21 protein-coding genes are annotated in these 23,810 nt (G+C 68.8%); 12 read left to right on the top strand and 9 right to left on the bottom strand.

Going from position 1 to position 23,810, the window contains the following annotated elements; translation table 11 throughout:
* Positions 1 to 12: 12 nt before the first annotated feature.
* The 5 genes from ACTJIL_RS12845 to ACTJIL_RS12825 form a co-directional block, all read right to left on the bottom strand.
* Positions 13 to 396 carry a VOC family protein gene (locus tag ACTJIL_RS12845; protein WP_440756014.1) on the bottom strand — a complete coding sequence of 128 codons (384 nt, stop codon included), beginning with the start codon at positions 394 to 396 and terminating at the stop codon, positions 13 to 15.
* 89 nt (positions 397 to 485) lie between these two features.
* Positions 486 to 1,895, bottom strand: a complete 1,410-nt coding sequence (locus ACTJIL_RS12840; protein ID WP_440756013.1) for a dihydrolipoamide acetyltransferase family protein — start codon at positions 1,893 to 1,895, stop codon at positions 486 to 488.
* 116 nt (positions 1,896 to 2,011) lie between these two features.
* Positions 2,012 to 3,037, bottom strand: a complete 1,026-nt coding sequence (locus ACTJIL_RS12835) for an alpha-ketoacid dehydrogenase subunit beta (RefSeq protein ID WP_440756012.1) — start codon at positions 3,035 to 3,037, stop codon at positions 2,012 to 2,014.
* The gene (pdhA, locus tag ACTJIL_RS12830; RefSeq protein ID WP_440756011.1) at positions 3,034 to 4,107 is read right to left on the bottom strand and encodes a pyruvate dehydrogenase (acetyl-transferring) E1 component subunit alpha; all 1,074 of its coding nucleotides are present in this window, start codon (positions 4,105 to 4,107) and stop codon (positions 3,034 to 3,036) included. Before pdhA ends, ACTJIL_RS12835 begins: the two co-directional genes overlap by 4 nt.
* A 537-nt stretch (positions 4,108 to 4,644) precedes the next feature.
* The gene (locus ACTJIL_RS12825) at positions 4,645 to 8,205 is read right to left on the bottom strand and encodes a lamin tail domain-containing protein (RefSeq protein WP_440756010.1); all 3,561 of its coding nucleotides are present in this window, start codon (positions 8,203 to 8,205) and stop codon (positions 4,645 to 4,647) included.
* A gap of 132 nt (positions 8,206 to 8,337) precedes the next feature.
* Here ACTJIL_RS12825 and ACTJIL_RS12820 point away from each other — a divergent pair, with 132 nt between their 5' ends.
* Together ACTJIL_RS12820 and ACTJIL_RS12815 are read left to right on the top strand one after the other, a co-directional pair.
* Positions 8,338 to 9,216: a tryptophan 2,3-dioxygenase gene (locus ACTJIL_RS12820; RefSeq protein WP_440756009.1), complete on the top strand. Its 879-nt coding sequence runs from the start codon at positions 8,338 to 8,340 to the stop codon at positions 9,214 to 9,216.
* A 177-nt stretch (positions 9,217 to 9,393) separates the two neighbouring features.
* On the top strand, positions 9,394 to 10,905 hold the full coding sequence (locus ACTJIL_RS12815; protein ID WP_440756619.1) for a peptide MFS transporter: 1,512 nt from the start codon (positions 9,394 to 9,396) through the stop codon (positions 10,903 to 10,905).
* 142 nt (positions 10,906 to 11,047) lie between these two features.
* Here the strand turns inward: ACTJIL_RS12815 and ACTJIL_RS12810 are convergent, their stop codons facing one another.
* Positions 11,048 to 11,563, bottom strand: coding sequence for a MarR family winged helix-turn-helix transcriptional regulator (locus ACTJIL_RS12810; RefSeq protein WP_440756008.1), 516 nt, complete (start codon positions 11,561 to 11,563; stop codon positions 11,048 to 11,050).
* Between the two features lie 112 nt (positions 11,564 to 11,675).
* On the opposite strand from ACTJIL_RS12810, the gene hppD reads away from it, so the two are divergent.
* The 7 genes from hppD to ACTJIL_RS12775 all read left to right on the top strand — a co-directional run bounded on the left by hppD (position 11,676) and on the right by ACTJIL_RS12775 (position 18,881).
* A complete protein-coding gene (gene hppD / locus ACTJIL_RS12805; RefSeq protein ID WP_440756007.1) occupies positions 11,676 to 12,788 on the top strand; it encodes a 4-hydroxyphenylpyruvate dioxygenase in 1,113 nt (370 codons plus the stop codon).
* A gap of 140 nt (positions 12,789 to 12,928) precedes the next feature.
* Entirely contained in the window at positions 12,929 to 13,279 is a 351-nt protein-coding gene (locus ACTJIL_RS12800; RefSeq protein ID WP_440756006.1) for an endonuclease domain-containing protein, read from the top strand.
* A complete protein-coding gene (gene hmgA, locus ACTJIL_RS12795) occupies positions 13,276 to 14,592 on the top strand; it encodes a homogentisate 1,2-dioxygenase (protein WP_440756005.1) in 1,317 nt (438 codons plus the stop codon). Before ACTJIL_RS12800 ends, hmgA begins: the two co-directional genes overlap by 4 nt.
* 126 nt (positions 14,593 to 14,718) lie before the next feature.
* Positions 14,719 to 15,384 (top strand): lectin, encoded by a 666-nt coding sequence (locus tag ACTJIL_RS12790; RefSeq protein ID WP_440756004.1) that lies wholly within the window; start codon positions 14,719 to 14,721, stop codon positions 15,382 to 15,384.
* A gap of 450 nt (positions 15,385 to 15,834) precedes the next feature.
* Positions 15,835 to 16,791, top strand: coding sequence for a calcium/sodium antiporter (locus ACTJIL_RS12785; protein WP_440756003.1), 957 nt, complete (start codon positions 15,835 to 15,837; stop codon positions 16,789 to 16,791).
* A 7-nt stretch (positions 16,792 to 16,798) separates the two neighbouring features.
* Positions 16,799 to 18,019 (top strand): Na+/H+ antiporter NhaA, encoded by a 1,221-nt coding sequence (nhaA, locus tag ACTJIL_RS12780; protein WP_440756002.1) that lies wholly within the window; start codon positions 16,799 to 16,801, stop codon positions 18,017 to 18,019.
* Between the two features lies 1 nt (position 18,020).
* Positions 18,021 to 18,881: an NAD-dependent epimerase/dehydratase family protein gene (locus tag ACTJIL_RS12775; protein ID WP_440756001.1), complete on the top strand. Its 861-nt coding sequence runs from the start codon at positions 18,021 to 18,023 to the stop codon at positions 18,879 to 18,881.
* A gap of 25 nt (positions 18,882 to 18,906) precedes the next feature.
* Here the strand turns inward: ACTJIL_RS12775 and ACTJIL_RS12770 are convergent, their stop codons facing one another.
* The 3 genes from ACTJIL_RS12770 to ACTJIL_RS12760 all read right to left on the bottom strand — a co-directional run bounded on the left by ACTJIL_RS12770 (position 18,907) and on the right by ACTJIL_RS12760 (position 21,406).
* Positions 18,907 to 19,821, bottom strand: a complete 915-nt coding sequence (locus tag ACTJIL_RS12770) for a DMT family transporter (RefSeq protein ID WP_440756000.1) — start codon at positions 19,819 to 19,821, stop codon at positions 18,907 to 18,909.
* A 12-nt stretch (positions 19,822 to 19,833) separates the two neighbouring features.
* On the bottom strand, positions 19,834 to 20,328 hold the full coding sequence (locus ACTJIL_RS12765; protein WP_440755999.1) for an Mpo1 family 2-hydroxy fatty acid dioxygenase: 495 nt from the start codon (positions 20,326 to 20,328) through the stop codon (positions 19,834 to 19,836).
* 169 nt (positions 20,329 to 20,497) lie between these two features.
* Complete coding sequence (locus ACTJIL_RS12760) at positions 20,498 to 21,406, bottom strand: phosphoribosylaminoimidazolesuccinocarboxamide synthase (protein ID WP_440755998.1); 909 nt, start codon at positions 21,404 to 21,406, stop codon at positions 20,498 to 20,500.
* Between the two features lie 148 nt (positions 21,407 to 21,554).
* Between ACTJIL_RS12760 and ACTJIL_RS12755 the strand changes: the two genes are divergently transcribed.
* From ACTJIL_RS12755 to yegS, 3 genes are all read left to right on the top strand, one after another.
* On the top strand, positions 21,555 to 21,887 hold the full coding sequence (locus tag ACTJIL_RS12755) for a J domain-containing protein (RefSeq protein ID WP_440755997.1): 333 nt from the start codon (positions 21,555 to 21,557) through the stop codon (positions 21,885 to 21,887).
* A 24-nt stretch (positions 21,888 to 21,911) separates the two neighbouring features.
* On the top strand, positions 21,912 to 22,583 hold the full coding sequence (gene rpe, locus ACTJIL_RS12750) for a ribulose-phosphate 3-epimerase (protein WP_440755996.1): 672 nt from the start codon (positions 21,912 to 21,914) through the stop codon (positions 22,581 to 22,583).
* A gap of 241 nt (positions 22,584 to 22,824) precedes the next feature.
* Complete coding sequence (yegS, locus tag ACTJIL_RS12745) at positions 22,825 to 23,766, top strand: lipid kinase YegS (protein WP_440755995.1); 942 nt, start codon at positions 22,825 to 22,827, stop codon at positions 23,764 to 23,766.
* Positions 23,767 to 23,810 lie beyond the last annotated feature (44 nt).

Here is a 23,810-nt window from a genome sequence, read left to right as displayed (position 1 = left end):
TCCACGGACCGCCTAGTCCCAGGAGTTGAGATGCGACCCGAACGGGTCGCGCTGCTGGCGCACCACGCAGAAGCGGTGGCCGCTGGGCGCTTCCATCACCCACCAGCGCTTGCGGAATTCGATCTTCTTCGCGCCGAGCTTCTCGAGGCGCGCGGCCTCGGCCTCGATGTCGTCGGTCTCGATGTCGAGGTGGATGCGGCTTTCATGCCCGACCTTCTGCAACAGCAGGATCGGTTCGTCATTGCCGGTGCGCAGCTCGGCGTACTTGCCGTCGCCGTCCTGGTCGACGGTGACAACCGGCTTGCCGAGCGCCCGGCTCCAGAATTCGGCATGCGGGGCGAGGTCGTCGACCTTGCAGTCGAGGACGAACGTGGACAGGCGGCTGTGGTGCGGCATGGCGGTCCTCCAGGGTGGGCGGGCCCACCGTTGTCTGATGTTCCCCTGAAGCGAAATTGTTCCGCGTTGCCGCGCCTCGGCCGCCGGTTCTAGTCAGGGCTGGCCAGGTCGTCGAGCATCGCCTTCAGGAACCGCGCGGCCTCGCCGCCGGTGCAGGCGCGGTGGTCGAAGGTCAGCGACAGCGGGATCACCTTGTGCGATTCGAAGCCGCCGATCACCGGGGTGATCTGGTGGCGGCCACGGCCGGCGGCGACGATCGCCACGGTCGGCGGCACGACGATCGGGGTCGCGTAGCGGCCGGCGAACATGCCGAAGTTCGACAGCGAGATCGTGTAGCCAGACAGCTCCGAGGCCGGGATGCTGCGGTCCACCACCTGCGCGCGCAGGCGGTTGACGCTTTCGCGCACGCCGCCCGCGTCGAGCACGTCGGCGTTGCGCAGCGCGGGCACGAACAGGCCGTCGTCGGTGTCGACCGCGATGCCGATGTCGACGTGCGGGTGCAGGGTGCGCACCAGCTTGTCGCCGTCGAACCAGGCGTTGAGCGCGGGCACGGCCTTGGCCGCGGCGCAGATCGCGCGCACCAGGCGCACGGTGACGTCGTTGCCCGGCGCCCATGCGTGGATGTCGGCGTCGTCGCTGAGCGTGGTCGCCACGACCTTGGCATGCGCGTCGGCCATCACCCGCGCCATGTTGCGGCGCACGCCCTTGAGCTGTTCGGGCTGGCCGGAAGCGGAGACCGACGGCGGCTGGGTGCGCATGGGCTTGCCCGAAGCCGAGAGTTGGGTGCGCTGCTGCGCGTCCCGCGGGGCGGACGAAGGTTCGGGGCGAGATTGGGGACGACGCGCCTGCGCCGTACCCTCACCCCCAGCCCCTGTCCCGGCGGAAGAGGGGAGCAAGCGCGAACCGTCGGCGGCGGCCTGCTTGACGTCGGCCATCGTGACCACGCCATCGGCGCCGCTGCCGCTTACGCGCGACAGATCGACGCCGAGCTTGCGCGCCATCGCGCGCACCGCCGGCATCGCCTTGACGCCGCCGACCGCGACCGCCTGCTCGCTGCGCACCGCATCGGACGACTGCATCGCGCCGACCACGGTGCCGCTGTCCTCGCGCAGCTCCTCGGTGCGGGTGGTGTCGGTCTCGGTGATCTCGCCGCCTTCGTCGGAGGCGATCACCTGGTCGCCGTCGCTCGGGGCGTGGGTGCCGGCGCCGCCGTGATGGTGGCCGGTGTCCTGGCCCTCGGCGCGCTGCGGCGCGTTCGGGTCGAGTTCGAATTCGGCCAGCATCGTGCCGGTGACGATCACGTCGCCAGCGCCGCCGGCGAGCTTGAGCACCTTGCCGGACACCGGCGAGGGCACGTCGACGACCGCCTTGGCGGTTTCCATCGAGACCAGGTTGTCGTCGAGGCGGATCGTGTCGCCTTCCTTGACGTACCACTCGACGATGGTCGCGTCAGGCAGGCCTTCGCCGAGGTCGGGGAGCAGGAATTTCTTGGTGGTCATGGTGGTTCCTGTGATCGTTCGGGCTGTGTCATCCCGAACGAAGTGAGGGATCTGGTTTGTACCGATGCCGAGGGAAGATCCCTCGCTGCGCTCGGGATGACAATGCGCGAATCAGGTCAGCTGGCGGCGACCGCCCGCTTTGCCGCCGCCACGATCTTGTCCACGTTCGGCAGGTACTTCATCTCCAGCCGGAACAGAGGGATGTGGGTGTCGTAGCCGGTGACGCGTTCGACCGGGGCGACCAGGTCGTACATCGATTCCTCGGCCAGGCGCGCGGCGATCTCGGCGCCGAAACCGGCGGTCTTCGGCGCTTCGTGCACGATCACGCAGCGGCCGGTCTTCGACACCGATTCGGCGATGGTCGCGAAGTCCAGCGGGCGCAGCGTGGCGACGTCGATGACCTCGGCGCTGATGCCTTCGCCGGCGAGCTTGTCGGCTGCTTCCAGCGATTCCTTGACCTGCGCACCCCAGGTCACCAGGGTCACGTCGCTGCCGTCGCGCAGCACGTAGCACACGTCCAGCGGCAGCGCCTCGCCGTCGTCGGCGACCACTTCCTTGTACTGGCGGTAGATGCGCTTGGGTTCCATGAAGATCACCGGATCCGGGTCGCGGATCGCCGCCAGCAGCAGCCCGTAGGCGCGTGCCGGCGAGGACGGCAGCACCACGCGCAGGCCGGGCACGTTGGTGAAGATCGCCTCGTTGGCTTCGGAGTGGTGTTCCGGCGCGCGGATGCCGCCGCCCCACGGCACGCGCAGCACCATCGGGCAGCTCAGGCGGCCGCGGGTGCGATAGCGCATGCGTGCGGCGTGGCAGACGATGAAGTCGACCATCGGGTACATGAAGCCGTCGAACTGGGCCTCGGCGACCGGCTTCATGCCCTGCGAAGCCATGCCGACGGTCAAACCGGCGATCGTGGTCTCGTCGAGCGGCGTGTCGAGCACGCGTTCGGTTCCGAACGTCTGCGACAGGCCGGCGGTGGCGCGGAACACGCCGCCGTTGACGCCGACGTCCTCGCCGAGCACCACGACCGACTCGTCGTTGCGCATCTCGTACGCGAGCGCCTGGGTGATCGCCTCGATCAGCGTGATCGCGGCCGGGGTTGCGGTGTCGGGCGCGGTGGCCTGCTTCTTCGCGGCGCTCATGCGCGCTTCTCCAGAGCGATTGCGGCGGCGCGCTGTTCCAGCAGGTCCGGCGGTGGATCGGCGTACAGGTAATCGAACATCGCCTCGACCGGCTGCACCGGCAGCTCGAGGTATGCGTTGATCTCGATGTCGACCAGGCGGCCGCATTCCTCGAGCCAGGCCTTTTCCTGCGCCTCGTCCCAGAGCTTCTGCGCGGTCAGGTACTTGCGCAGGCGCAGCATCGGTTCGCGCGTCCACGCGTCCTTGACCTCGTCCTCGCCGCGATAGCGGCGGGCGTCGTCGGCGGTGGTGTGGTCGTGCAGGCGATAGGTCATGAACTCGATCACGCTGCCGCCTTCGCCCTTGCGCGCGCGCTCGGTGGCGCGGCGCATGCCTTCGAGCACGGCGATCAGATCGTTGCCGTCGACCTGCAGGCAGTGCAGGCCACCGGCCAGGCCCTTCTGCGCCAGCGTCTCAGCGCCGGTCTGCGCTGCGCGAGGAACGGAAATCGCCCAGCCGTTGTTGATCACGCACAGCACCAGCGGCAGCGTGTAGGCGCCGGCGGAATTGAGCGCGGCGTAGAAATCCGTCTTCGACGACCCGCCGTCGCCGCAGCACGACACCGCGATCCGGTCCTGCTTGCGCAGCTTGAACGACAGCGCCGCGCCGGCCGCCATCAGGCATTGGGTGGCGATCGGCACGCACCAGGGATAGTCATGCTTCGGTCCCTGGAAATCGTTGCCGCGCTCGTCGCCGCCCCAGTACATCAAGACTTCGCGCGGTTGCACGCCGCGCATGAACTGGGCGCCGTACTCACGGTAGCTGGGCGCGAACACGTCTTCCGGCTTCATCGACGCGCCGATGCCGACGTGCGTGGCCTCGTGGCCGAGGCAGGCGGCGTAGGTACCGAGCTTGCCGGTGCGCTGCAGCGCGATGGCCTTGGTGTCGAAGGTGCGCACGTACAGCATCTGCTTGAACAGCGGCAGCAGCGCCTTGGCGTCCTTCACCGCCGGCGGCAGCTTGCCGGCCAGCTTGCCGTCGGCGTCGAGGTATTGCAGGTATTCGATTTCGAAAGTTGCGGCGATGGTCATCGCATCGGGGTCCTGTTCGTATGGGGCGGGCCCGGATCGCGCGCGCCCGCGAGGTGCGCGATGGGAATCCGGACGGGCGGGCCGGGGCCGGCGGTCGCAGGCACTGGCTCGGCGTCGCGGGGCGCGTGGCCACGCGACAGTCCGTGGATGATACCCGGTGCGGAGAAAAGCTCCGTTGCGCGTTGCGGCAGGCGGCGGCGCCGACGGGGGCGTATGGCGCGGCGGGACAAGGGCGCCGCCGAGATCTCGCGCTGTTGCAGGAGCGGCTTCAGCCGCAAGCTTGTGGCGCTGCGTTGATCCGCGGGCAACCCCGACCATCCCGTCACCCTGAGCGCAGCGGGGGGCTGGCATTTCACCGCCCAAACCGGATCCCTCGCTGCGCTCGGGATGACAAGGGCAGGACCGCCGGCCACCAGAAGCTCGCGGTTGAAGCCGCTTGCACCACCATCAAGCCGGGCAGGCAAGTCCCACGAAAAGAAAAAGCGCGGCCGGGGCCGCGCTTTTTCGTCTTCCCGGCTGCCAGGGCAGCCGTTGACGCTACTGCACGCTGGTGCCGAACGACGCCTGGTTGTCGGCCGGGTTGGCGTCGGGCGTCGGCGAGGTGGCCGCGCCCTGCACCGTGATCACGCCGCCGGCCGGCGTCGGGCGCGCGTTGGCCTTCAGCGCGAAGTCCACGCTCGCGCCCGCCGCGAGCGTCGCGGCGGTGCAGGTGAACGTGACCGAGCGCGGGCCGCCGTTCCTGGCCTTGCTGCAGCGCCAGCCCGAGGGCGCGCTGACCGACGAGGTCGTGGTCAGCGTATTGCCGTCGATCACCAGGGTCGGCTGCGCGGCGGCGATGCTGCCGTTGTTGGCCAGGGTGAACACGTACTGCGCGTTGAATGCGTTGCGCGGCAGCGTCGCGGGGCCGTCGATCGACAGCGACAGGTCGGCCGCCGGCGGTGCGGTGACCTGCAGCGCCGCGCTGGCGCTGTTGTTGCCGGTGACCGGGTCCGGGGTCTGCGACTGCAGTGCGGCTGCCAGCCCCAGCGTGCTGCCGACCTGCGCCGTGCTCGCGGTCACCGCGAGCGAGAACGCCTGGGTGGCGCCCGCGGCCAGCGAATCGATCGTGCAGGTCACCACCGTCGTGGTCGTCGTGTCGGGCGGGCTGCAGGTCCAGCCAGCCGGCGCGGCGACGCTGGGATCGACCGCCTGGTCGAACACGAACGCGACTGCCGCGAACGCCGCCGCATCGGGGCCGGCGTTGCCGACGTCGACGCTGAAGGTCGCGGTTTCGCCCGGCATCACGCTGCCCGGCGACACGTTGGCAGCGACGTGCAGGTCGGCCGACTGCGCCGCCTTCAGCCGCAGCAGCAGCAGCGTCGGGTCGTGGTCGGACAGCCGCGTCGGCGAGTCGGTGGCATTGCGGGCCACGGCCGGGAAATCGGCGTTGATGCGCGCGTGGCTGACCGAGAGCGTGTCCACGTCGGCCGCGTTCATCAGCGCGGCGTTGGCGATGACGTGGTCGAGCGACTGCACGTTGCCGTCGAACGCATACGAGTAGCTCACGTCCGGGGTGTTGAGGAACGTCAGGTCGTACAGGTCCGGGTTGACGAGGTCGGCGCCGTCGCCCGGCACCACGGTGGTGTCGTCCGCGCTGGGCAGGCCGGTGACCGTGCCCATCGAATCGCCGTAGCCGTCGTTGAACTCGAAGGCGTTGAAGTCGCCCAGCACCACGATGCGCTCGGCGGGGTCGGCGAGCTGGCGCGCCTGGATGACCTCGGCCAGGAACTCGGCCTGCTTCTGGCGCTTGGCGCGCACGCGCACGCCGCTGGCGCTGTCTTCCTCGGCGCTGTTGAGCGAACGCTGGTGGACCACGATCGCGGTCAGCGGGACGCTGCGGCCGTCTGCGAAGTGCACCCGGGCCTGCAGCACCAGCGGCGGGCGGTCGTTGAGCAGGCTGGTGCCGCCGCCCGGCTCGGTCCACGTGGTGGCCTTGCCGACCTGGGTGACCGCCAGCACTTCCACCCGCGCGATCCCGGCGCCGACCTCGGCGGTCTTGACCAGGAAGCCCACGTCGATGCCGCCGACGTCGTTGCCTTCCTCCAGATAGGCGACGTACTGCGGGTTCGGCTGGCCGGCGGCCACGGCGTCGTCGTTGACGCGCTGGGCGATGGCCTGCAGCACGGTGAGGTTCTCGATCTCCTCGGTGGCGAGGATGTCGGGGGCGTGCAGGTAGTCGCGGATCGCCAGCGAGGCCTTGTTGAGCCGGGTCTGGTAGGCGAGCGGGGTGAGCACCGGTTCGCCGATCGCCGGGTCATTGGTGTCGTCGAAGAAGCGCTCCATGTTGAACGAGGCGACGCTGGCGTCGTCCGCGCCCGGCTGCAGCGCAGGCGCGGGCAGGTCGACGTTGCTGCAGTCGACCTGCAGCGAGGTTTCCGGATAGATCGTGTAGCGGCGGAAGCTGTAGTCGAGCGGGCCGGTCGCGCCGGTGACCAGGCAGCCGGACATCACGTCGGCGGTGTCGCCGCCGAGCGCGCGGCTGCTGACCGCGACGACTTCCGGATTGGTGTTCCAGCGCGGCACGTTGGCCGGGCTGCCGGCGGGCAGCGGGTCGGGTTCCTGCACGCCCGGCTGGCGGTACGCGCGCGGCACGCCGGTGACCACGGCGTGGAAGACGCCGTTGCTGGTGGCGGTGGCGTTGGTCTCGCTGACGTTGCCCAGGGTCGGCGTGTTGACGGTCAGGCTGCCGGCGGTGACGCGCATGCCTTCGAGCCGTTCGAGCTGGTCGTAGGCGCCGTCCGGGTCGGGGAACGTGGTGGTCAGCGCGACCGGCGCCGGCAGCGGATTGCCGGTGGACACGAGGGTGACGACCGGGGAACCGCCCAGTTCGGTCAGCGGCGGCTGGGTCGGATCCTGCGAAGGCACGTATTCTTGCACCTCGCCGCGGACCTGCACGCGGTTGCCGACCACGACGTCTGCCGACGGCGCGGCGCTGGTGAACACGAACACGCCCTCGGACGTCAGCGGGTTGGCGTCGGCCTCGGCGTCGGGCATCTGCAGGAAGAAGCCGTTGTTGCGCACCGCGGTGACGATGGCGCTGGTGATGACGGTCTGGCCCACCAGCGGCGAGCTCGCGCCCGCGCCCTGGATGGCGTGCACCGGGACCACATTGAAGTCGTCGCTGAGAATGGTGCCGGTGGCCTGCAGCGAGGTCGGCAGCGCGCCGGTGACGTTGATGACGTCGACGAAGAAGGTCTCGTCGGCCTCGTTGTCGGTGTCGCCGATGACCTGCACGGTGACGCTGGCGCTGTCCTCGCCTTCGGCGATCGACATGGCGGTGGCCGGCAGCGCCATGTAGTCGCTGCCCGCGGTGGCGGTGCCGTCGCTGGTGGAGACTTCGAATGCCACGCCGCCTTCGCCGGCCGGCTGGCTCAGGGTCAGGGTGAAGGTGAACGCGGTGGTGCCGCTGTTGCCTTCCGCCAGGCCGACGTTGGCGATCGTCATCACCGGCTGGCCGCCGCCGCTGCACAGGTTCGGCGCCGCGGCGCTGTTGCGCGGCGTCGGCGCGCCGGTCGCGAAGTCGGCGCCGTTGTTGTTGGTGTCGATGCAGCCGCCGCTGGCGCGCAGCGCGGCGGTGGTGTTGCTCAGCCCCGGGGCGGTCGTCGAACCCTCCGCGCAGTTGGCCGTGCCGTAGCCGACGAAGTCGACGTTGCCCACCGGGCAGGTGCCGCCGAGCGCGGCGGTGGCGTTGCTCAGCGCGACCTTGCCGTTGCTGCCGCTCATGGCGATGCCGCCGGCGGCGTCCGGCGTGGGCAGGTCGGCCGTGCCGCCGCTGCCGTCGGCCTGCTTGACCAGGTAGTAGCCGCCGGGGGCAATGCTCCCCGACAGCGGCGTGACCTGCCAGCTGGAGCCGGTGGACGAGGCGTACTGCACCGACCAGCCGTCCAGGCTGATCGCTTCGACGCCGTTGTTGTGCAGCTCGATGAAGTCGCTCTTCCAGGTCGCGCCGGAGTTGCCCCCGCCGCCGTAAACCTGGCTGATCACCACCTGCGCATGCGCGGCGCCCACGCCGCAGGACAACAGCAAAGCCAGCGCCATCCGGCGCGTGAACCTGTTCATCGAGAGACTCCCCTTGTGCGAATGATCCTGCCCATCGGGCGCCCCCCGGCCGCCGCTGGCCGATTGTGCCGCAGCCCGATGGCAGCCGCATGACGCAGCGCGGCGCAAACGCTTTCTCGCTAGACTGAACCGATGGGCATCGACAACAACGAACGCGCGCTCGAGGAAGGCATCCACACCGACCTGTCCGGGCGCATGACCTATGCCGGCTACCTGCAGCTGGACCGCCTGCTGTCCGCACAGAACCCGCTGTCCAGCCCGCCGCACCACGATGAAATGCTCTTCATCGTCCAGCACCAGACTTCGGAGCTGTGGCTGAAGCTGCTGATCCATGAGCTCTCGGCCGCGGTGGAACACCTGCGCGGCGACCGCGTCTGGCAGTTCGGCAAGGTGGTCGCACGCTGCAAGCGGGTGCTCGACCAGCTCACCGCGCAATGGTCGGTGCTCGAGACGCTGACGCCGTCGGAGTACATGGAATTCCGCGACATCCTCGGCCCCTCGTCCGGCTTCCAGTCGCTGCAGTACCGCACGGTCGAGTTCCTGATGGGCAACAAGAACGCGGCGATGCTGAAGGTGTTCGCACACGAGCCCGAGGCGGCCGCCGGGCTGCGCGCGGTGCTCGAGGCGCCGACCCTGTACGACGAATTCCTGCGCTACCTGGCGCGCTGGGGCCACGCAGTGCCGGCCGCGCACCTGGAGCGCGACTGGTCGAAGCCGCACGTGTCCGACCCGGCGCTGCTGCCGGTGTTCGAGCGCATCTACGAGGACACCGCCACCCACTGGCGCGAGTACGCGCTGTGCGAGGACCTGGTGGACCTGGAAACCCAGTTCCAGCTGTGGCGCTTCCGCCACATGCGCACGGTGATGCGGATCATCGGTTTCAAGCGCGGCACCGGGGGCTCCAGCGGCGTGGGGTTCCTCAAGCAAGCGCTGGAACTGACGTTCTTCCCGGAGCTGTTCGAGGTGCGCACCGAGATCGGGCGCGCGCCGGACCCGCTGCCACCCGCCTGACCTCGTCCACGGCCCCCGGGATGGCCCGGATCTGGGCCGCAACAACGGTTGCTGCATCGCAGCATTGCCGTCCAGCCGTTTGACGCACCCCCCGCGCGGCGGTTACACATCTCCGATTCCACGCCATCCACAGGGGCAAACCGCATGAGTTCGAACAATCCCGGCATCGCCGAGCCGATGGGTCCACCGATCGAAGGGACAGGCGGCGGCCGGGGCGGCGAGCCGCCGGAATTCGGCCAGCTCATGGGGCATCCGCGGCCGCTGTGGATGCTGTTCATGACCGAATTCTGGGAACGCTTCGCGTTCTACGGCATCCGCTGGGCGCTGGTGCTGTACATCGTGGCCCAGTTCCATGGCGGAGACGCTTCGGGGCAGGCGTCCGCCAGCCATACCTACGGCGCCTACCTGGCGCTGGTCTATGCCGGCGCGATCTTTGGCGGCTACGCGGCCGACCGGATCATCGGCTACCAGCGCTCGATCCTGACCGGCGCGGTGATCATGGCCGCGGGCCTGTTCATGATCGCGCTGCCCAACCAGCAGATCTTCAACCTCGGCCTTGCGACCATCATCGTCGGCAACGGCCTGTTCAAGCCGAACATCTCGACCATGGTGGGCAAGCTCTACGGGCTGAAGGACGAGCGCCGGGATTCGGGCTTCACCATCTTCTACATGGGCATCAACATGGGCGCGATGATCTCCCCGATCATCACCCAGGTGCTCGCGCAGAAGGTCTTCGGCACCGACGCGATGCCTTCCTACAAGGTGGTGTTCATCGCCGCCGGCGTCGGCATGCTGATCAGCCTGCTGTGGTTCTGGTTCGGGCGCGCCAAGCTCAAGGGCATCGGCGAGCCGCTGCCGGGCAATGAAAGCATGGGGGCCGTGGTCAAGGTGCTGGTCGCCTGCGCCGTGGCCATCCCGGTGATGTACCTGCTGCTGGCGATGGGGGCCAAGACCCTGCAGGTGATCCTCACGTTGATGTTCGTCGGCCTGGGCGTGATGCTGCTGGTGGAAGGCATCCGCGAAGGCAAGGTCGCGCGTGACAAGGTCATCGCGATGCTGATCATCTTCGCCTTCAACGTGCTGTTCTGGTGCTTCTTCGAACAGGCCGGCAGCTCGTTCACCTTCCTCGCCGACGAGATCGTCAACCGCGACTTCGGCGGCTGGATCTTCCCGACCGCGTGGTTCCAGTCGGTCAACTCGGTCGCGATCATCACGCTGGCGCCGATCCTGGCCTGGCTGTGGGTGAAGCTGGGCCGCGCCAATCCGTCGATCCCGCGCAAGTTCGGCCTGGGCCTGATCTTCAATGGCCTGGCGTTCCTGCTGCTGATGGTTGCGCTGGCCAGCATGGTTGACCCGGACACCAACAAGATCCCGTTCTGGACCCTGTTCATGGTCTACGTGATCCAGTCAGTCGGCGAGTTGTGCCTGTCGCCGATCGGCCTGTCGATGGTGACCAAGCTGGCGCCGGTGCGCCTGGTCGGCTTCGCGATGGGCGGCTGGTTCCTGTCCACCGGCATCGGCAACAACCTGTCGGGCCTGTTCGCCGGCATGGTCAGCGGCGAGGAAGGCATGACCGTGCAGTCTGCGCAGTCGGGCTACACGATGGGGTTCTGGATCCTGATCGGCGCCGGGGTCGTGCTGTTCCTGATCGCACCGCTGATCCAGAAGCTGATGCACGGGGTGAAATAGCGCACGGCTCCATCGCGCGACTGGAAGGCGGCCCCCGGGCCGCCTTTCTTCATTTCAGGGATGCGGCGGAAGCTGGAGTGGCGGGAGTGGGGGCGGCCATGGCCGCTCCCATATGCGTCCGGGAGGGCGACTTGATCCGGGCCTACGCGCCGGCTTCCAGGTGCGGCAGGCCTTCGTCCATCAGGCGGTCGATCAGGGCGTCGAGCAGGACGCGCTCGCCGGGATCGAGGTGCGCGAGCAGGCGGCGCTCGCACTCCAGCGCCAGGGGCGCGACCTCGTCGTAGATGCGGTAGCCGGCCTCGCTCAGCGCCAGCACCGAGCGGCGGCGGTCATCGCCGTGCACTTCGCGTTCCAGCAGCCCGCGCTCCAGCAGCCGGGCTACCGCGCGGCTGACCGCAACCTTGTCCATCGCCGTGCGCTCGGCCACGCCGTTGGCCGACAGGCCGGGGAAGCGCCCGAGCACGGCGATCACCCGCCATTCGGTCACCGCCAGCCCGAAGCGCTCGACGTAGGTGTCGGCGATGGTCTGGCTGACCCGGTTGGACAGCACGCTCAGGCGATACGGAAGGAAGCGCTCGAGTTCCAGTACGGCGTGCTCCGGCACGGCGTGCTCCGGCGTCGGTGGCGGTTCGGCCGCGGCGGTGGGATCGCTGGACATTGCTGCATCGCGCCTTGCAAATGGTTTCATATGAAACTATAACGACAGGCCATCCAAAGCAAGCCGCACCGCCGCACCCGGGCGATGGGGCCACGTCCACGAGGAGCCTCCCATGAGCGCGCAGCCGCAGACCACCAGCCAGGGCCCGAACCTTGGCATGACCGTCACCACGTTCGAGAACCCGATGGGCATCGACGGCTTCGAGTTCGTCGAGTTCGCCGCGCCCGAAGGGCAGGGCGAGATGCTCCACGACTACTTCGGCAAGATGGGCTTCACCGCGGTGCTGCGCCACAGGACGCGCCCGATCACGGTGTACCGCCAGGGCGGCGTCAACTTCCTGCTCAACGAGGATCCGGACTCGTTCGCCGCGGATTTTGCCAAGGCGCACGGCCCCAGCGCCTGCGGTTTCGCGATCCGCTTCAAGAAGTCCGGCGATGAAGTGCTCAAGACCGTGCTCGGCAACGGCGGCGAGGCGGTCGACCACAAGGCCGACAGCAAGGCGGTCGACGCGCCGGTGGTCAAGGGCATCGGCGACTGCATGCTGTACCTGGTCGACCGCTATGGCGACAAGGGTTCGGTGTACGAGGACTATCTGCCCATCCAGGGTGCCGACCAGGACCCGAAGGGATTCGGCCTGACCTTCATCGACCACCTTACCCACAACCTGTACTTCGGCAACATGCAGAAGTGGTCGGACTACTACGAGCGCCTGTTCAACTTCCGCGAGATCCGCTACTTCGACATCAAGGGCGCCAAGACCGGCCTCGTCTCGAAGGCGATGACCGCGCCTGACGGCATCGTGCGCATTCCGCTCAACGAGTCCAACGACCCGAAGAGCCAGATCAACGAATACCTCGACGCTTACAAGGGCGAGGGCATCCAGCACATCGCCTGCTTCACCGACGACATCTACACGACGGTGGAAAAGATGCGCGCCGAGGGCATCGGGTTCCTCGATACGCCGGACACTTACTTCGAGGTGATCGACCAGCGCGTGCCGAACCACGGCGAGGATGTCGCGCGGCTGGCGAAGAACAAGATCCTGATCGACGCCGACCCGGAAACCCACCAGCGCAAGCTGCTGCAGATCTTCACCACCAACGCGATCGGCCCGATCTTCTTCGAGATCATCCAGCGCAAGGGCAACGAGGGCTTCGGCGAGGGCAACTTCCAGGCCCTGTTCGAGAGCATCGAGCGCGACCAGATCAAGCGCGGCGTGCTGTAGGAGGCAGGCGAGACCCGCTGTTGCTTTTGGCCCCCTCTCCCTCCGGGAGAGGGCTGGGGTGAGGGTACGGCGAAGTGACGACAGTCAAACCACCGCTGCCAACTACAGCACTCGGGAATTCGCGCCGTTTGCGTCGCGACATGACCGACGCCGAGTTCAAGCTTTGGCAACGCCTGCGCGCCGCGCAGTTGAATGGTTTGAAGTTCCGCCGCCAGCACCCAATCCCGCCGTATATCGCTGATTTTTGCTGTGTCGCCCAGAGACTGATCGTGGAGTTGGATGGCTCGCAGCACAGCGAGCAGACAGATGCGGCGAGAACTCGTTATCTCGAAACGCAGGGCTGGAGAATTCTGCGTTTCTGGGACAACGATGTGCTCACGCAAACCGAAGCGGTGATCGAGGCGATCTGGAACGACATCGGGAAACCGAACCCTCACCCCAACCCCTCTCCCGACGGGAGAGGGGCTTCGAACACGGAGCAACTGCCATGACGATCGCAAGCAACGGCTACCAATCCGGCTTCGGCAACGAGTTCGCGACCGAGGCTGTGCCCGGGGCGCTGCCCGAAGGACGCAACTCGCCGCAGAAGGTCGCGCACGGGCTCTACGCCGAGCAGCTGTCCGGCACCGCGTTCACCGCGCCGCGCGGGCAGAACCGGCGCAGCTGGTTGTACCGCATCCGCCCGGCGGCGATGCACGGCACGTTCGCGCCGTTCGAGCAGCCACGCTTCAACAACCTGTTCGGCCACGAGCCGGTCACGCCGGACCAGCTGCGCTGGGATCCGCTGCCGCTGCCTGGTTCCGACCGGGATGCTGCGCCGACCGACTTCATCGATGGATTGTTCACCATGGCCGGCAACGGCTATCCGGCTGCGCACAGCGGCGTGGCGATCCACCTGTACGCCGCGAACAAGTCGATGCACGGACGCTATTTCCATGACGCCGATGGCGAACTGCTGGTGGTGCCACAGCAGGGCCGGCTGGTGATCGCCACCGAGCTGGGCGTGCTGGAAATCGAACCGCAGGAGATCGCGGTGATTCCGCGCGGCGTGCGTTTCAGCGTCGAGCTGTCGGACGGCCCGTCGCGTGGCTACGTCTGCGAGAACTTCGGTGGCCTGCTGCGCCTGCCGGACCTCGGACCGATCGGCTCCAACGGCCTGGCCAACCCGCGCGACTTCCTCACGCCGCATGCGGCATACGAGGACATTGAAGGCGACTTCGAACTCGTCGCCAAGTTCCAGGGACACCTGTGGCGCGCGCCGATCGGCCATTCGCCGCTTGACGTCGTTGCCTGGCACGGCAACTACGCGCCGTACAAGTACGACCTGCGCCGTTTCAACGCCATCGGCTCGATCAGTTTCGACCATCCCGATCCGTCGATCTTCACCGTGCTCACTTCGCCCAGCGAGACCCCCGGCACTGCGAACATGGACTTCGCGATCTTCCCGCCGCGCTGGCTGGTGGCGCAGGACACGTTCCGGCCGCCATGGTTCCACCGCAACGTGGCCAGCGAGTTCATGGGCCTGGTGCATGGCGCCTACGACGCCAAGGCCGAAGGCTTCGCGCCGGGCGGCTGCTCGCTGCACAACTGCATGACCGGGCACGGTCCGGACGCGGCGACGTTCGCGAAGGCGTCGAACGCCGACCTGTCGAAGCCGGACGTGATCACCGACACCATGGCCTTCATGTTCGAGACCCGCTCGGTGATCGCGCCGACGCGGCAGGCGATGGACGCCGGCCACCGGCAGCGCGATTACCAGGCCTGCTGGGCGGGACTGCAGAAGCATTTCACGCCGCCGGGCTGAGGCGGGCGAGGCAGCATCTCATGCCCAGGTGACATGTGGTGCCATCGACAGCGGCGACGTTCGCAATGCGTTAACACCGCATCGCGAAGGCTGTGCGCTGTTTTTGTTCGCAAGGAGCCCGATGCAATGAAGCCGATGATGCCCGCGATCGCGCTGCTCGCGCTCGCACTCGCCGCCTGCCAGGCGGACCGCGTGCCCGCCGATGCCGATGCCCCGCAGCCCCAGGGTTCCGCCGACGCCATGGCCAACGATCCGGCGGCGCCACCGCCGCTCGACCAGCCGTCGCACGACGTGCCGCCCGCCACCGCGCCCGCTTCCGGCGACATCAACCGCGCACCGGACCTCGGCCTCGTGCGCATGGACGGCTACGGCGACATGCGCTTCGGCATGACCGCCGACGAAGCCAGGCAAGCCTGGGGCGGCGAGTTCAAGGGCGTGGGCGACGAAGGCGCGGGCTGCTACTACCTCACGCCGAAATGGGTCGATATTCCTTCCGACTTCGCCTTCATGTTCGAGAACGGCAAGTTCGTGCGCTACGACGTGGGCACCGGCCGCGAGATCGCGCCGGGCGGCGGCAAGGTGGGCATGACGGCCGACGAGATCCGCGACCTGTATGCCGGTCGCCTGGCGGAGACGCCGCACAAGTACGTCGAGGGCGGCAACTACCTGCGCGTCGACGACAACAACGGCGGGCAGGGCAAGCTGGTGTTCGCGACCGGCAAGGATGGCAAGGTCACGTCGTGGCGCGTGGGCGTGCCGCCGCAGGTGGATTACGTGGAAGGCTGCAGCTGAGGCACTGCGGGCGATTGCAGCCCGTCCGCGGGTCGCCGTCGCCGCAGCGTCGTTGAGGGGAGTGTTGCCGGCCGGGATCGCCAGGAGTCGGCGTCTCCCGGGGGCGCAGATCGTCACGGATCAAGCGTCGTCGTGGGCCGAGGCAGGCGCGCATCGAGCGTGGTCGCGGATCAGGATTGCCGTTCCCGCGAAGGCAGGCGTGCAACAGGCAAACGTCTCGTCATCCAGTGACCTTGCTCGCCTCTCTCCTTTCCTGCGCACATCCGGGCAAGGCGTAAAGTCACCTGGTTCCGGCCGTCGCGGGGATGACGATCAAGAGCGCGATGGTCCTTCCGGCTCTGCCGATCGTTGCTGCTCCCGCCGATTCCGGCCACTCGTTTTCCGTCCCGACCCCCGCCTTGCGCTCCCTCCCGCTAGAATCCCACCACGCCCAAGATTGGAGGTCGCGCCATGTTCGAGGCAATCGGGTTGTTCGTGCTCGGTCTGGTCCTGCTCGCCCTCGGCGGCGACTCCATCGTCAAGGGAGCTTCCGGCCTGGCGCAGCGCTTCGGGGTGTCGCCCTTCGTCGCCGGGCTGCTGCTGGTCGCGTTCGGCACCTCGTTGCCCGAGTTGGCGGTCAATGCGCGCGCGGTGTTCACCGGCAGCCAGGCGCTGGCGCTGGGCAACGCGGTGGGCAGCAACATTGTCAACGTCGGCCTGACCCTGGGCGCGGCCGCGCTTGCGGCGCCGTTGCTGGTGCGCTGGCGCGCGCTGGCGCCGCTGCTGCTGTGCCTGATGCTCGCCACCGTGGCGGTGATGGCCGCGGGCTGGGATGGCGTGCTGACGCGCGTCGAGGGCGTGCTGCTGCTGGTCGCCTTCGTCGCCGTGCTGGCCGCCTGCATCGGCCGCAGCCGCAAGGAACAGCCGGAACTGCAGGACGCCATCGCCGCATTCGCGCGCACCGGGAACGACCTGTGGCTGAACCTGCTGCGTGTCGCGATCGCAATCGTGCTGCTGTACTTCGGCGCGCGCTGGGTGGTGCAGTCGGCGCCGGTGATCGGGCTGGCGCTGGGCATGGCGCCGCTGCTGAGCGGCCTGCTGGTGGTGGCGATCGGCACGGCGCTGCCCGAGGTGGCGGCCGCCGTGGCAGCGGCGCGGCGCGGCCAGGGCGACATGGTCGCCGGACACGTGATCGGCTCGAGCCTGTTCAACCTGCTGGTCGTCCTGGGCGGCATGGCGGTGGTGCGCGACGTGCCGGTGCCGACCTCGTTCGTGCGCTTCGAGTTGCCGGCCGCACTGGTGTTCGCGGTCATGCTCTATCCGATGCTGCGCGGCGACCTGCGCGTGAGCCGGTCCGAGGGCGGCATCCTGCTGGTGGCCTTCGCGGCGTGGGTCGCGTTCGAGCTGTTCCTCGTCCACGCAGGCTGAGCTGCGAATGGGTCTTGGCAAATTCCGAGCGGGCGCGCTGCAGCGACTGACCGACTTTTTCCGGCTGGAAGCGTCCAGCGGCATCCTGCTGATCGTGGCGGCGCTGGTGGCGCTGGCCTGCGCCAACACCCCGCTGCATGACCTGTACCAGGCCTTCCGCGAATTGCCGGTGCAACTGCGCATCGGTGCGTTCGGGATCGACAAGCCGCTGCTGCTGTGGATCAACGACGGGCTGATGGCGCTGTTTTTCCTGCTGGTCGCGCTGGAGATCAAGCGCGAGACCCTGAGCGGCCAGCTCTCGAGCCGCGACCAGCTGGTCCTGCCGCTGGTCTGCGCGGCGGCTGGCGTGATCGTGCCGGCGTTGATCTTCTGGTGGTCGAACCGGGGCGACGCCACCGCGCTGCGCGGCTGGGCGATCCCGACCGCCACCGACATCGCTTTCGCGCTGGGCATCCTCGCGCTGCTCGGCTCGCGGGTGCCGCTGGGAATGAAGCTGCTGCTGTCGACGATCGCGGTGGTCGACGACCTGATCGCGATCGTGATCATCGCGGTCTTCTACACCCACGGCATGTCGTTCGTCGCGCTGGGGTGGGCCGCCGCCGCCATCGCGGCAATGGCGATTCTCAACCGGCGTGGCGTCACTGCGCTGACGCCCTACCTCCTGCTCGGCGTCGTGCTGTGGGTGTGCGTGCTGAAGTCGGGCGTGCATGCGACCCTGGCTGGCGTGGTGACCGGCCTGATGATCCCGCACGTCAACCGGCGCAACGACCTCGACGACGCGACCGAGCACTCGCCACTCGAGACGCTCGAGCACGCGCTGCATCCGTGGGTGGCCTACGGCATCCTGCCGCTGTTCGCATTCGTCAACGCCGGCCTGGTGCTTGGCGGCCTGGGCATGGACGACCTGCTGTCGCCGTTGCCGCTGGGCATCGCGCTTGGCCTGGTGCTCGGCAAGCCGGTGGGCATCGTTTCGGCAGCGGTGCTGATGCGCGCCACAGGCTTCGCGCGTTATCCGCGCGGCATGGATTTCAAGGCGATGCTGGGGCTGGGCCTGCTGTGCGGGATCGGGTTCACGATGAGCCTGTTCATCGGTTCACTGGCCTTCGCACAGGACGGCTTGCGCTACACCGAGAGCGTGATCGGCGTGCTGGTGGCGTCGACGGTGTCGGCGGTGCTCGGCTATGCGTGGTTGCGCGTCGTGCTCAAGCCGCGCCCTGCGGGCGACTGAGATGCGCGACGCGCTGGTCTTCGGTGGCAGCGGGCAGATCGGCCACCCGCTGCTGGCCTGCCTGCACCGGCGTGGCTGGCGGGCATTCGGGGTGTCGCGCCGCGCACAGCCGGCGATGCCCGGCGTGCAGTGGCTGCGCGGCGACCTGGACGGATGCGAAGGGGTGCCGCTGCGCGTCGATGCGATCTTCAGCTGCGGGCCGCTGGACCATTTCGCGCGCTGGTATGCGCGGTCGACGATCACCTGCCCGCGGGTGGTCGCGTTCGGTTCGACCAGCGTCGAGGTCAAGCACGATTCCGCCGACGCCGAAGAACGCGACGTGGCCGCGCGGCTGCGCGCGGGCGAGGCGGGCGTGCTGTCGGCCGCCGGGCAGCGCGGCGTGGCGGCCACCTTGCTGCGCCCGACCCTGGTCTACGGCGCCGGCGGCGACCGAACGCTGACGCGCATCGCCGCGATCGCGGGCCGCTGGCGCCGCTTCGCACTGCCGCGCGATGCCGTCGGGCTGCGCCAGCCGGTGCACGTCGAAGACCTCGCGAAAGCCGCGTTCGCGGTGATCGACGCACCGGCAACCCATGGCCTGGCCTATGCGCTGCCGGGCGGCGAGACGCTGGCATACCGAGAAATGGTGGCGCGCGTGCTGGCGACATTGCAGCCGCCGGCGAAACTGCACCTGCTGCCACCGGCCGCGTTCCGCACGCTGCTGTCGCTGGCACACATCGCCGGCGTGGCGCGCGATTTCGGCGACGCCGCGCTCGGGCGCATGCGCCAGGACCTGGTGTTCGACGTCGAACCCGCGCGCCGCGACTTCGGCTACGCGCCGCGTGCTTTCGAACCCGCGGCCGGCATGTTCGGCACCGGCTGACGAATCCGCGCTGGACGGGCTCTGGCTAGACAGGTTCCGGCGGCGGTACCGGACGCTGACGCGTCACTGCGCGAAGGGCGATCACCAGCACGCCGCCGAGCACCATCGCGCCGCCGATCCATAGCGCCGGACCCGGGCGGTCGCCCCAGAACACGATGCCCAGCAGCACCGCCATCACCGGCGACAGCAGCATGTAGGGCGTGACCTGCGCCACCGGATGGCGCTGCACCAGCACGTAGAACAGGCCGTAGCCGAACAGCGACGACACCAGCGCCGAATACGCCACGCCGCTCCACGCCACCCAGCTCGCCTCGCGTATCGCGGCCAGCGCTTCGGGTTCGAAGATCGCGCTGGCCAGCAGCAAAGGCGCCACGCCGATCACTGCCGTCCAGCCCTGCGCATTGAGCGCGCCGACACCCTGCAGCCGCCGCATCGCGATCGTGCCCAGCGCGATGGTGCAAGCCGAGGCCAGCATCAACAGCAATGCCAGCGGTGCCTGCAACACGGCCGGATCGAAGCCGAGCACCAGCACCCCGGCAAAGCTCAGCGCGATCCCGGCGCCGGTCCGCCAGCCGAAGCGCTCGCCGAGCAGCCACCACGCCAGCAGCGACGCCATCGGCACATAGCACTGCTGCGCGATCACCGGCGCCGACAGGCCGGCGGAGAGCTTCAGCGACGCCATGCTCAGCCCGAAGTTGAGCGCGCCGTTGAACACGCCCAGCGCCAGCAGCGCCCGCCACTGTTGCCGCGCGGGCAAGCGGATCCACGGCGCCACCGCCACCGCGAGCAGCGCCAGGCGCAGCCCGGCGAACAGCAGCGGCGGCAGTTCGCGCAGCGCGAAGGCGGCAAACAGGAAACTGCCGGCCCAGGCCAGGCAGACGACCAGCGCCAGCGCGAGGTCGCGCGGCCCGAGTCCGCGCGGCGATGACGCGTGGGCCACCGCGCTGGCGGCCTAGTACTTCCAGCCGAGCTTGCGATACAGCTTGGCCAGCACCCAGGCCGGGCCGATCAGCAGATAGCGCAGGTCGGTGAAGAAGCTCGGCTTGCGGCCTTCGAACAGCTTGCTGTGGCCGACGAACTGCGCGATCCAGGCGACCACGAACACCGCGATGGCGGCGTACAGCAGGTTCCACACGCCGTAGGTGTCGTGCAGCCAGCGGGTGAACCACGCCATCGCGACGAAGATCGCGAGCATGCCGATGCCAAGCGGACGCGAGGCGCGCCAATAGAACATCCACGCCGCGAACATCGCCAGCGCCGCCCACAGGCCGGCCTTGAACCAGGTGATCGGCACCGGGATGCACCACAGCAGCGCGATCACGCTCCACAGGATCGCCGGGACCGCGAACACGTGGATCCACTGGTTGGCGTCGTTGCGGTGGTCGCCGGAATAGCTGGCGAACCAGCGGTCGATGGGGCGTTGGGTCGATTGGGCTTGCGCGTTCATGGCGGGGTTCCAGTTCAACCTGCGGCAAGCATAGCGCGGCTGCGGGGTCCCGTTTCCGGGACGGATTCCTTATCTCCTGCAGAAGCGGCTTCAGCCGCGAGCCCTGGCGGACATTGCCGCCAGAAGAGCTCGCGGCTGAAGCCGCTCCTACAAGAAGCCCGTCACTACGCTACTCGACCGAAATGCCGGCCAGCTTCTGCAGCGCCTCGGCGTACTTGGCGCGGGTGCGTGCGATGACTTCGTCGGGCAGGCGCGGGCCCGGTGCGGTCTTGTTCCAGTCCAGCGTTTCCAGGTAGTCGCGCACGAACTGCTTGTCGTAGCTCGGCGGGCTGGTGCCGACTTCGTACTCGTCGGCCGGCCAGTAGCGCGAGGAGTCGGGCGTGAGCATCTCGTCCATCACGTACAGGCGGCCGTCGGCGTCGGTGCCGAACTCGAACTTGGTGTCGGCCAGGATGATCCCGCGCTGCGCCGCGTAGTCGGCGGCGAATGCGTACAGGCGCAGGGTGGCGTCGCGCACCTGTTCGGCGAGCTCGGCGCCGATCCCGCGGACCATGGTGTCGAAGTCGATGTTCTCGTCGTGGTCGCCGACCGCGGCCTTGGTCGAGGGCGTGAACACGGGCTGCGGCAGCTGCTGTGCCTGGCGCAGGCCGTCGGGCAGGGTGATGCCGCTGACGCGGCCGGTGCGCTGGTAGTCCTTCCAGCCGCTGCCGATCAGGTAGCCGCGCGCGATCGCTTCCACCGGCACCGGCCTGAGCCGGCGGGCGACCACGGAGCGATGTGCGTACAGCGCCGGGTCGACGCCGTCGGGCAATACGGATGCGACGTCGATGCCGGTCAGGTGGTTGGCCGCGATGTGCGCGGTCTTGCCGAACCAGAAATTGCTGATCTGGCACAACATCTCGCCCTTGCCGGGGATCGGGTCGGGCAGCACCACGTCGAAGGCGCTGAGGCGGTCGGTAGCGACCATCAGCAGTTTCGGGTCGTCGCCGTCGCCGGGCAGGTCGAAGACGTCGCGGACCTTGCCGCGATGACGCAGGTGGAGGCCGGGGAGGTCCGCTTCGAGCAGGGTCGTTGCCATCGATGATCGTTCGGCAGCCGTCGGACCGGCATTGTAGCGATGCGCGGGCCGGCGGGCATGGTCGCTCCCGCAGGCGCCGCGCCGGCATGGGCCGCCGGTTTCCGCGGCCACGCCGCCGCTGCGGTCGCCGGTGCCCTAGAATTCACCCATGAAACGCTGGTACGGAAAATTGCTGGGCTTCCTCGCCGGTGCCGCGCTGTTCCGGCCGAACCCGCTGCTGGGCGCGTTGATCGGGCTGCTGATCGGCCACGCCTTCGACGCCGACTGGTTCCGCGGGCCGCGCGAGAATCCCTGGCGCGTGCTCGGCCTGACCGAAGAGGCCAACGACGCCGAGGTGGACCTGGCCTATCGCCGCCTGATCACCCAGTACCACCCCGACAAGCTCAACGGCGTTGCCGACGAACTGCGCCGCCAGGCCGAAGCCAGGGCACGCGAGATCAACGCCGCCTACGACCGCATCAAGACCCTGCGCAAGCGCTGAGCGCGCGCCCGACCCGGAGCCGGCATGCAACCCACCGTCATCGCACCCTCGATCCTGTCCGCCGATTTCGCACGGCTCGGCGAAGAGGTCGACAACGTCCTCAAGGCCGGCGCCGACTGGGTGCATTTCGACGTGATGGACAACCACTACGTGCCCAACCTCACCATCGGGCCGCTGGTCTGCGAAGCGTTGCGCAAGCACGGGGTCACCGCGCCGATCGACGTGCACCTGATGGTCGAGCCGGTCGACCGGATCATTCCCGACTTCGCCAAGGCTGGCGCCACCGACATCAGCTTCCATCCCGAGGCCAGCCGCCACGTCCACCGCACCATCCAGCTAATCAGGGCACAGGGCTGCCGCGCCGGGCTGGTGCTGAACCCGGCCACGCCGCTGGACGTGCTCGACTATGTGCTCGAAGACCTCGACATGGTGCTGCTCATGTCGGTCAACCCTGGCTTCGGCGGACAGAGCTTCATCGATTCGACGCTGCGCAAGATCGAACAGGTGCGCGGGCGCATCGACGCGACCGGCAAGGCGATCCGGCTGGAGGTCGATGGCGGGGTCAAGCCGGACAACATCGCCGCCATCGCGAAGGCCGGCGCCGACACGTTCGTCGCCGGCTCGGCGATCTTCGGCCATGCCGACTATGCGCAGGTGATCGCGCAGATGCGGGCCGCGGTGTCCTCGGTCCGCTGAACATCCGGCGCCGGAAGCCACTGCCGCCGGGCGGCATGCGCTGGCGCCGGAAAAAAGAAGACCGATACGCACCTGGCGTACCGGCCCCCTGGGAGAATGGAGGCAATCCCGCCTCCGCCGTTCATCCTTGCTATGGCCTTCCATGCTCGGCCGTTTTGGTGACACGGGCGTGACAACCGCGATTCACGTGCCGCCGACCCCGCGCTGCTAGCGTGTGCGTCCCCACGCAACCCGGATGCACATGAGCCCGCCACGCTGGTGCCTGATCCTCAACGGCAAGTCCGCCGGCGACGATGCCGTGCGCGACGCGGTCGGTGCGATGCGCGAACGCGGCGTCGCGCTCGACGTGCGCGTGACCTGGGAGGCCGGCGACGCCGATCGCTACGTGGCCGACGCGATCGAACGCGGCGTCGACAGCGTCATCGCCGGTGGCGGCGATGGCACCCTGAGCGAGGTGGCCACGACGCTCGCCCATTGCGATGAAGCCGCCGATGCGCTGCCCGCGCTCGGGCTGCTGCCGCTGGGCACGGCCAATGATTTCGCCACTGCGGCCGGCATCCCCGTGGAGGCGCTTGCCGCGTTGGAGATCGTCCAGCAACAGGCCGCGCGCCCGATCGACCTGCTGCGCCTGGGAGCCAACGGCACCACGCACTGGGCGGCGAACCTGGCCAGCGGCGGGTTCGGCACCCAGGTCACCGTCGAAACCCACGACGGATTGAAGAAGCTGCTTGGCGGGCTCGCCTACCTGGTCACCGGCATGGCCAGGCTCGGGCGCATCGAACCGATCGCCGCGCGGATGCGCGGGCCCGGATTCGAATGGCGGGGCGGTTGCATCGCCCTGGGCATCGGCAACGGTCGCCAGGCCGGTGGCGGGCAGGCGCTGTGCCCGGAGGCGCTGATCGACGACGGCCTGCTCGACGTCACCATCGTGCCGGAGCTGTCGGGAGAGATCGGCAGCACCCTGGCGACCCTGCTCAAGGACGGCAGGCACGTGGCGCTCGACCAGGTCGCGGTCCGCGCGCGCCTGCCGTGGCTGGAGGTCGAGGCCGACGCGCCGCTGGTGCTCAACCTCGACGGCGAGCCGGTGGAGTCGACCCATTTCCGCATCGAATGCGCGCCCGGCCGCGTGCGCATGCACCTGCCGGCGGACAGCCCGTTGCTGGCGTCGGCGCCGCTGGCGTGAGGCCGCCCGGACCGGCTACAGTGGCGACCATGGACTTCCGGGCA

The sequence above is a fragment of the Luteimonas sp. 22616 genome, from assembly GCF_052044325.1.
Lineage (GTDB): Bacteria > Pseudomonadota > Gammaproteobacteria > Xanthomonadales > Xanthomonadaceae > Luteimonas.
This window is presented reverse-complemented; position numbering and strand designations above follow the sequence as displayed.

What these genes read in the sequence shown, in the direction of transcription:
- ACTJIL_RS12845 (WP_440756014.1), bottom strand. Translation starts at nt 396, where the DNA reads ATGCCGCACCACAGCCGCCTGTCCACGTTCGTCCTCGACTGCAAGGTC.
- ACTJIL_RS12840 (WP_440756013.1), bottom strand. Translation starts at nt 1,895, where the DNA reads ATGACCACCAAGAAATTCCTGCTCCCCGACCTCGGCGAAGGCCTGCCT.
- ACTJIL_RS12835 (WP_440756012.1), bottom strand. Translation starts at nt 3,037, where the DNA reads ATGAGCGCCGCGAAGAAGCAGGCCACCGCGCCCGACACCGCAACCCCG.
- pdhA (WP_440756011.1), bottom strand. Translation starts at nt 4,107, where the DNA reads ATGACCATCGCCGCAACTTTCGAAATCGAATACCTGCAATACCTCGAC.
- ACTJIL_RS12825 (WP_440756010.1), bottom strand. Translation starts at nt 8,205, where the DNA reads ATGAACAGGTTCACGCGCCGGATGGCGCTGGCTTTGCTGTTGTCCTGC.
- ACTJIL_RS12820 (WP_440756009.1), top strand. Translation starts at nt 8,338, where the DNA reads ATGGGCATCGACAACAACGAACGCGCGCTCGAGGAAGGCATCCACACC.
- ACTJIL_RS12815 (WP_440756619.1), top strand. Translation starts at nt 9,394, where the DNA reads ATGGGTCCACCGATCGAAGGGACAGGCGGCGGCCGGGGCGGCGAGCCG.
- ACTJIL_RS12810 (WP_440756008.1), bottom strand. Translation starts at nt 11,563, where the DNA reads ATGTCCAGCGATCCCACCGCCGCGGCCGAACCGCCACCGACGCCGGAG.
- hppD (WP_440756007.1), top strand. Translation starts at nt 11,676, where the DNA reads ATGAGCGCGCAGCCGCAGACCACCAGCCAGGGCCCGAACCTTGGCATG.
- ACTJIL_RS12800 (WP_440756006.1), top strand. Translation starts at nt 12,929, where the DNA reads ATGACCGACGCCGAGTTCAAGCTTTGGCAACGCCTGCGCGCCGCGCAG.
- hmgA (WP_440756005.1), top strand. Translation starts at nt 13,276, where the DNA reads ATGACGATCGCAAGCAACGGCTACCAATCCGGCTTCGGCAACGAGTTC.
- ACTJIL_RS12790 (WP_440756004.1), top strand. Translation starts at nt 14,719, where the DNA reads ATGAAGCCGATGATGCCCGCGATCGCGCTGCTCGCGCTCGCACTCGCC.
- ACTJIL_RS12785 (WP_440756003.1), top strand. Translation starts at nt 15,835, where the DNA reads ATGTTCGAGGCAATCGGGTTGTTCGTGCTCGGTCTGGTCCTGCTCGCC.
- nhaA (WP_440756002.1), top strand. Translation starts at nt 16,799, where the DNA reads ATGGGTCTTGGCAAATTCCGAGCGGGCGCGCTGCAGCGACTGACCGAC.
- ACTJIL_RS12775 (WP_440756001.1), top strand. Translation starts at nt 18,021, where the DNA reads ATGCGCGACGCGCTGGTCTTCGGTGGCAGCGGGCAGATCGGCCACCCG.
- ACTJIL_RS12765 (WP_440755999.1), bottom strand. Translation starts at nt 20,328, where the DNA reads ATGAACGCGCAAGCCCAATCGACCCAACGCCCCATCGACCGCTGGTTC.
- ACTJIL_RS12760 (WP_440755998.1), bottom strand. Translation starts at nt 21,406, where the DNA reads ATGGCAACGACCCTGCTCGAAGCGGACCTCCCCGGCCTCCACCTGCGT.
- ACTJIL_RS12755 (WP_440755997.1), top strand. Translation starts at nt 21,555, where the DNA reads ATGAAACGCTGGTACGGAAAATTGCTGGGCTTCCTCGCCGGTGCCGCG.
- rpe (WP_440755996.1), top strand. Translation starts at nt 21,912, where the DNA reads ATGCAACCCACCGTCATCGCACCCTCGATCCTGTCCGCCGATTTCGCA.
- yegS (WP_440755995.1), top strand. Translation starts at nt 22,825, where the DNA reads ATGAGCCCGCCACGCTGGTGCCTGATCCTCAACGGCAAGTCCGCCGGC.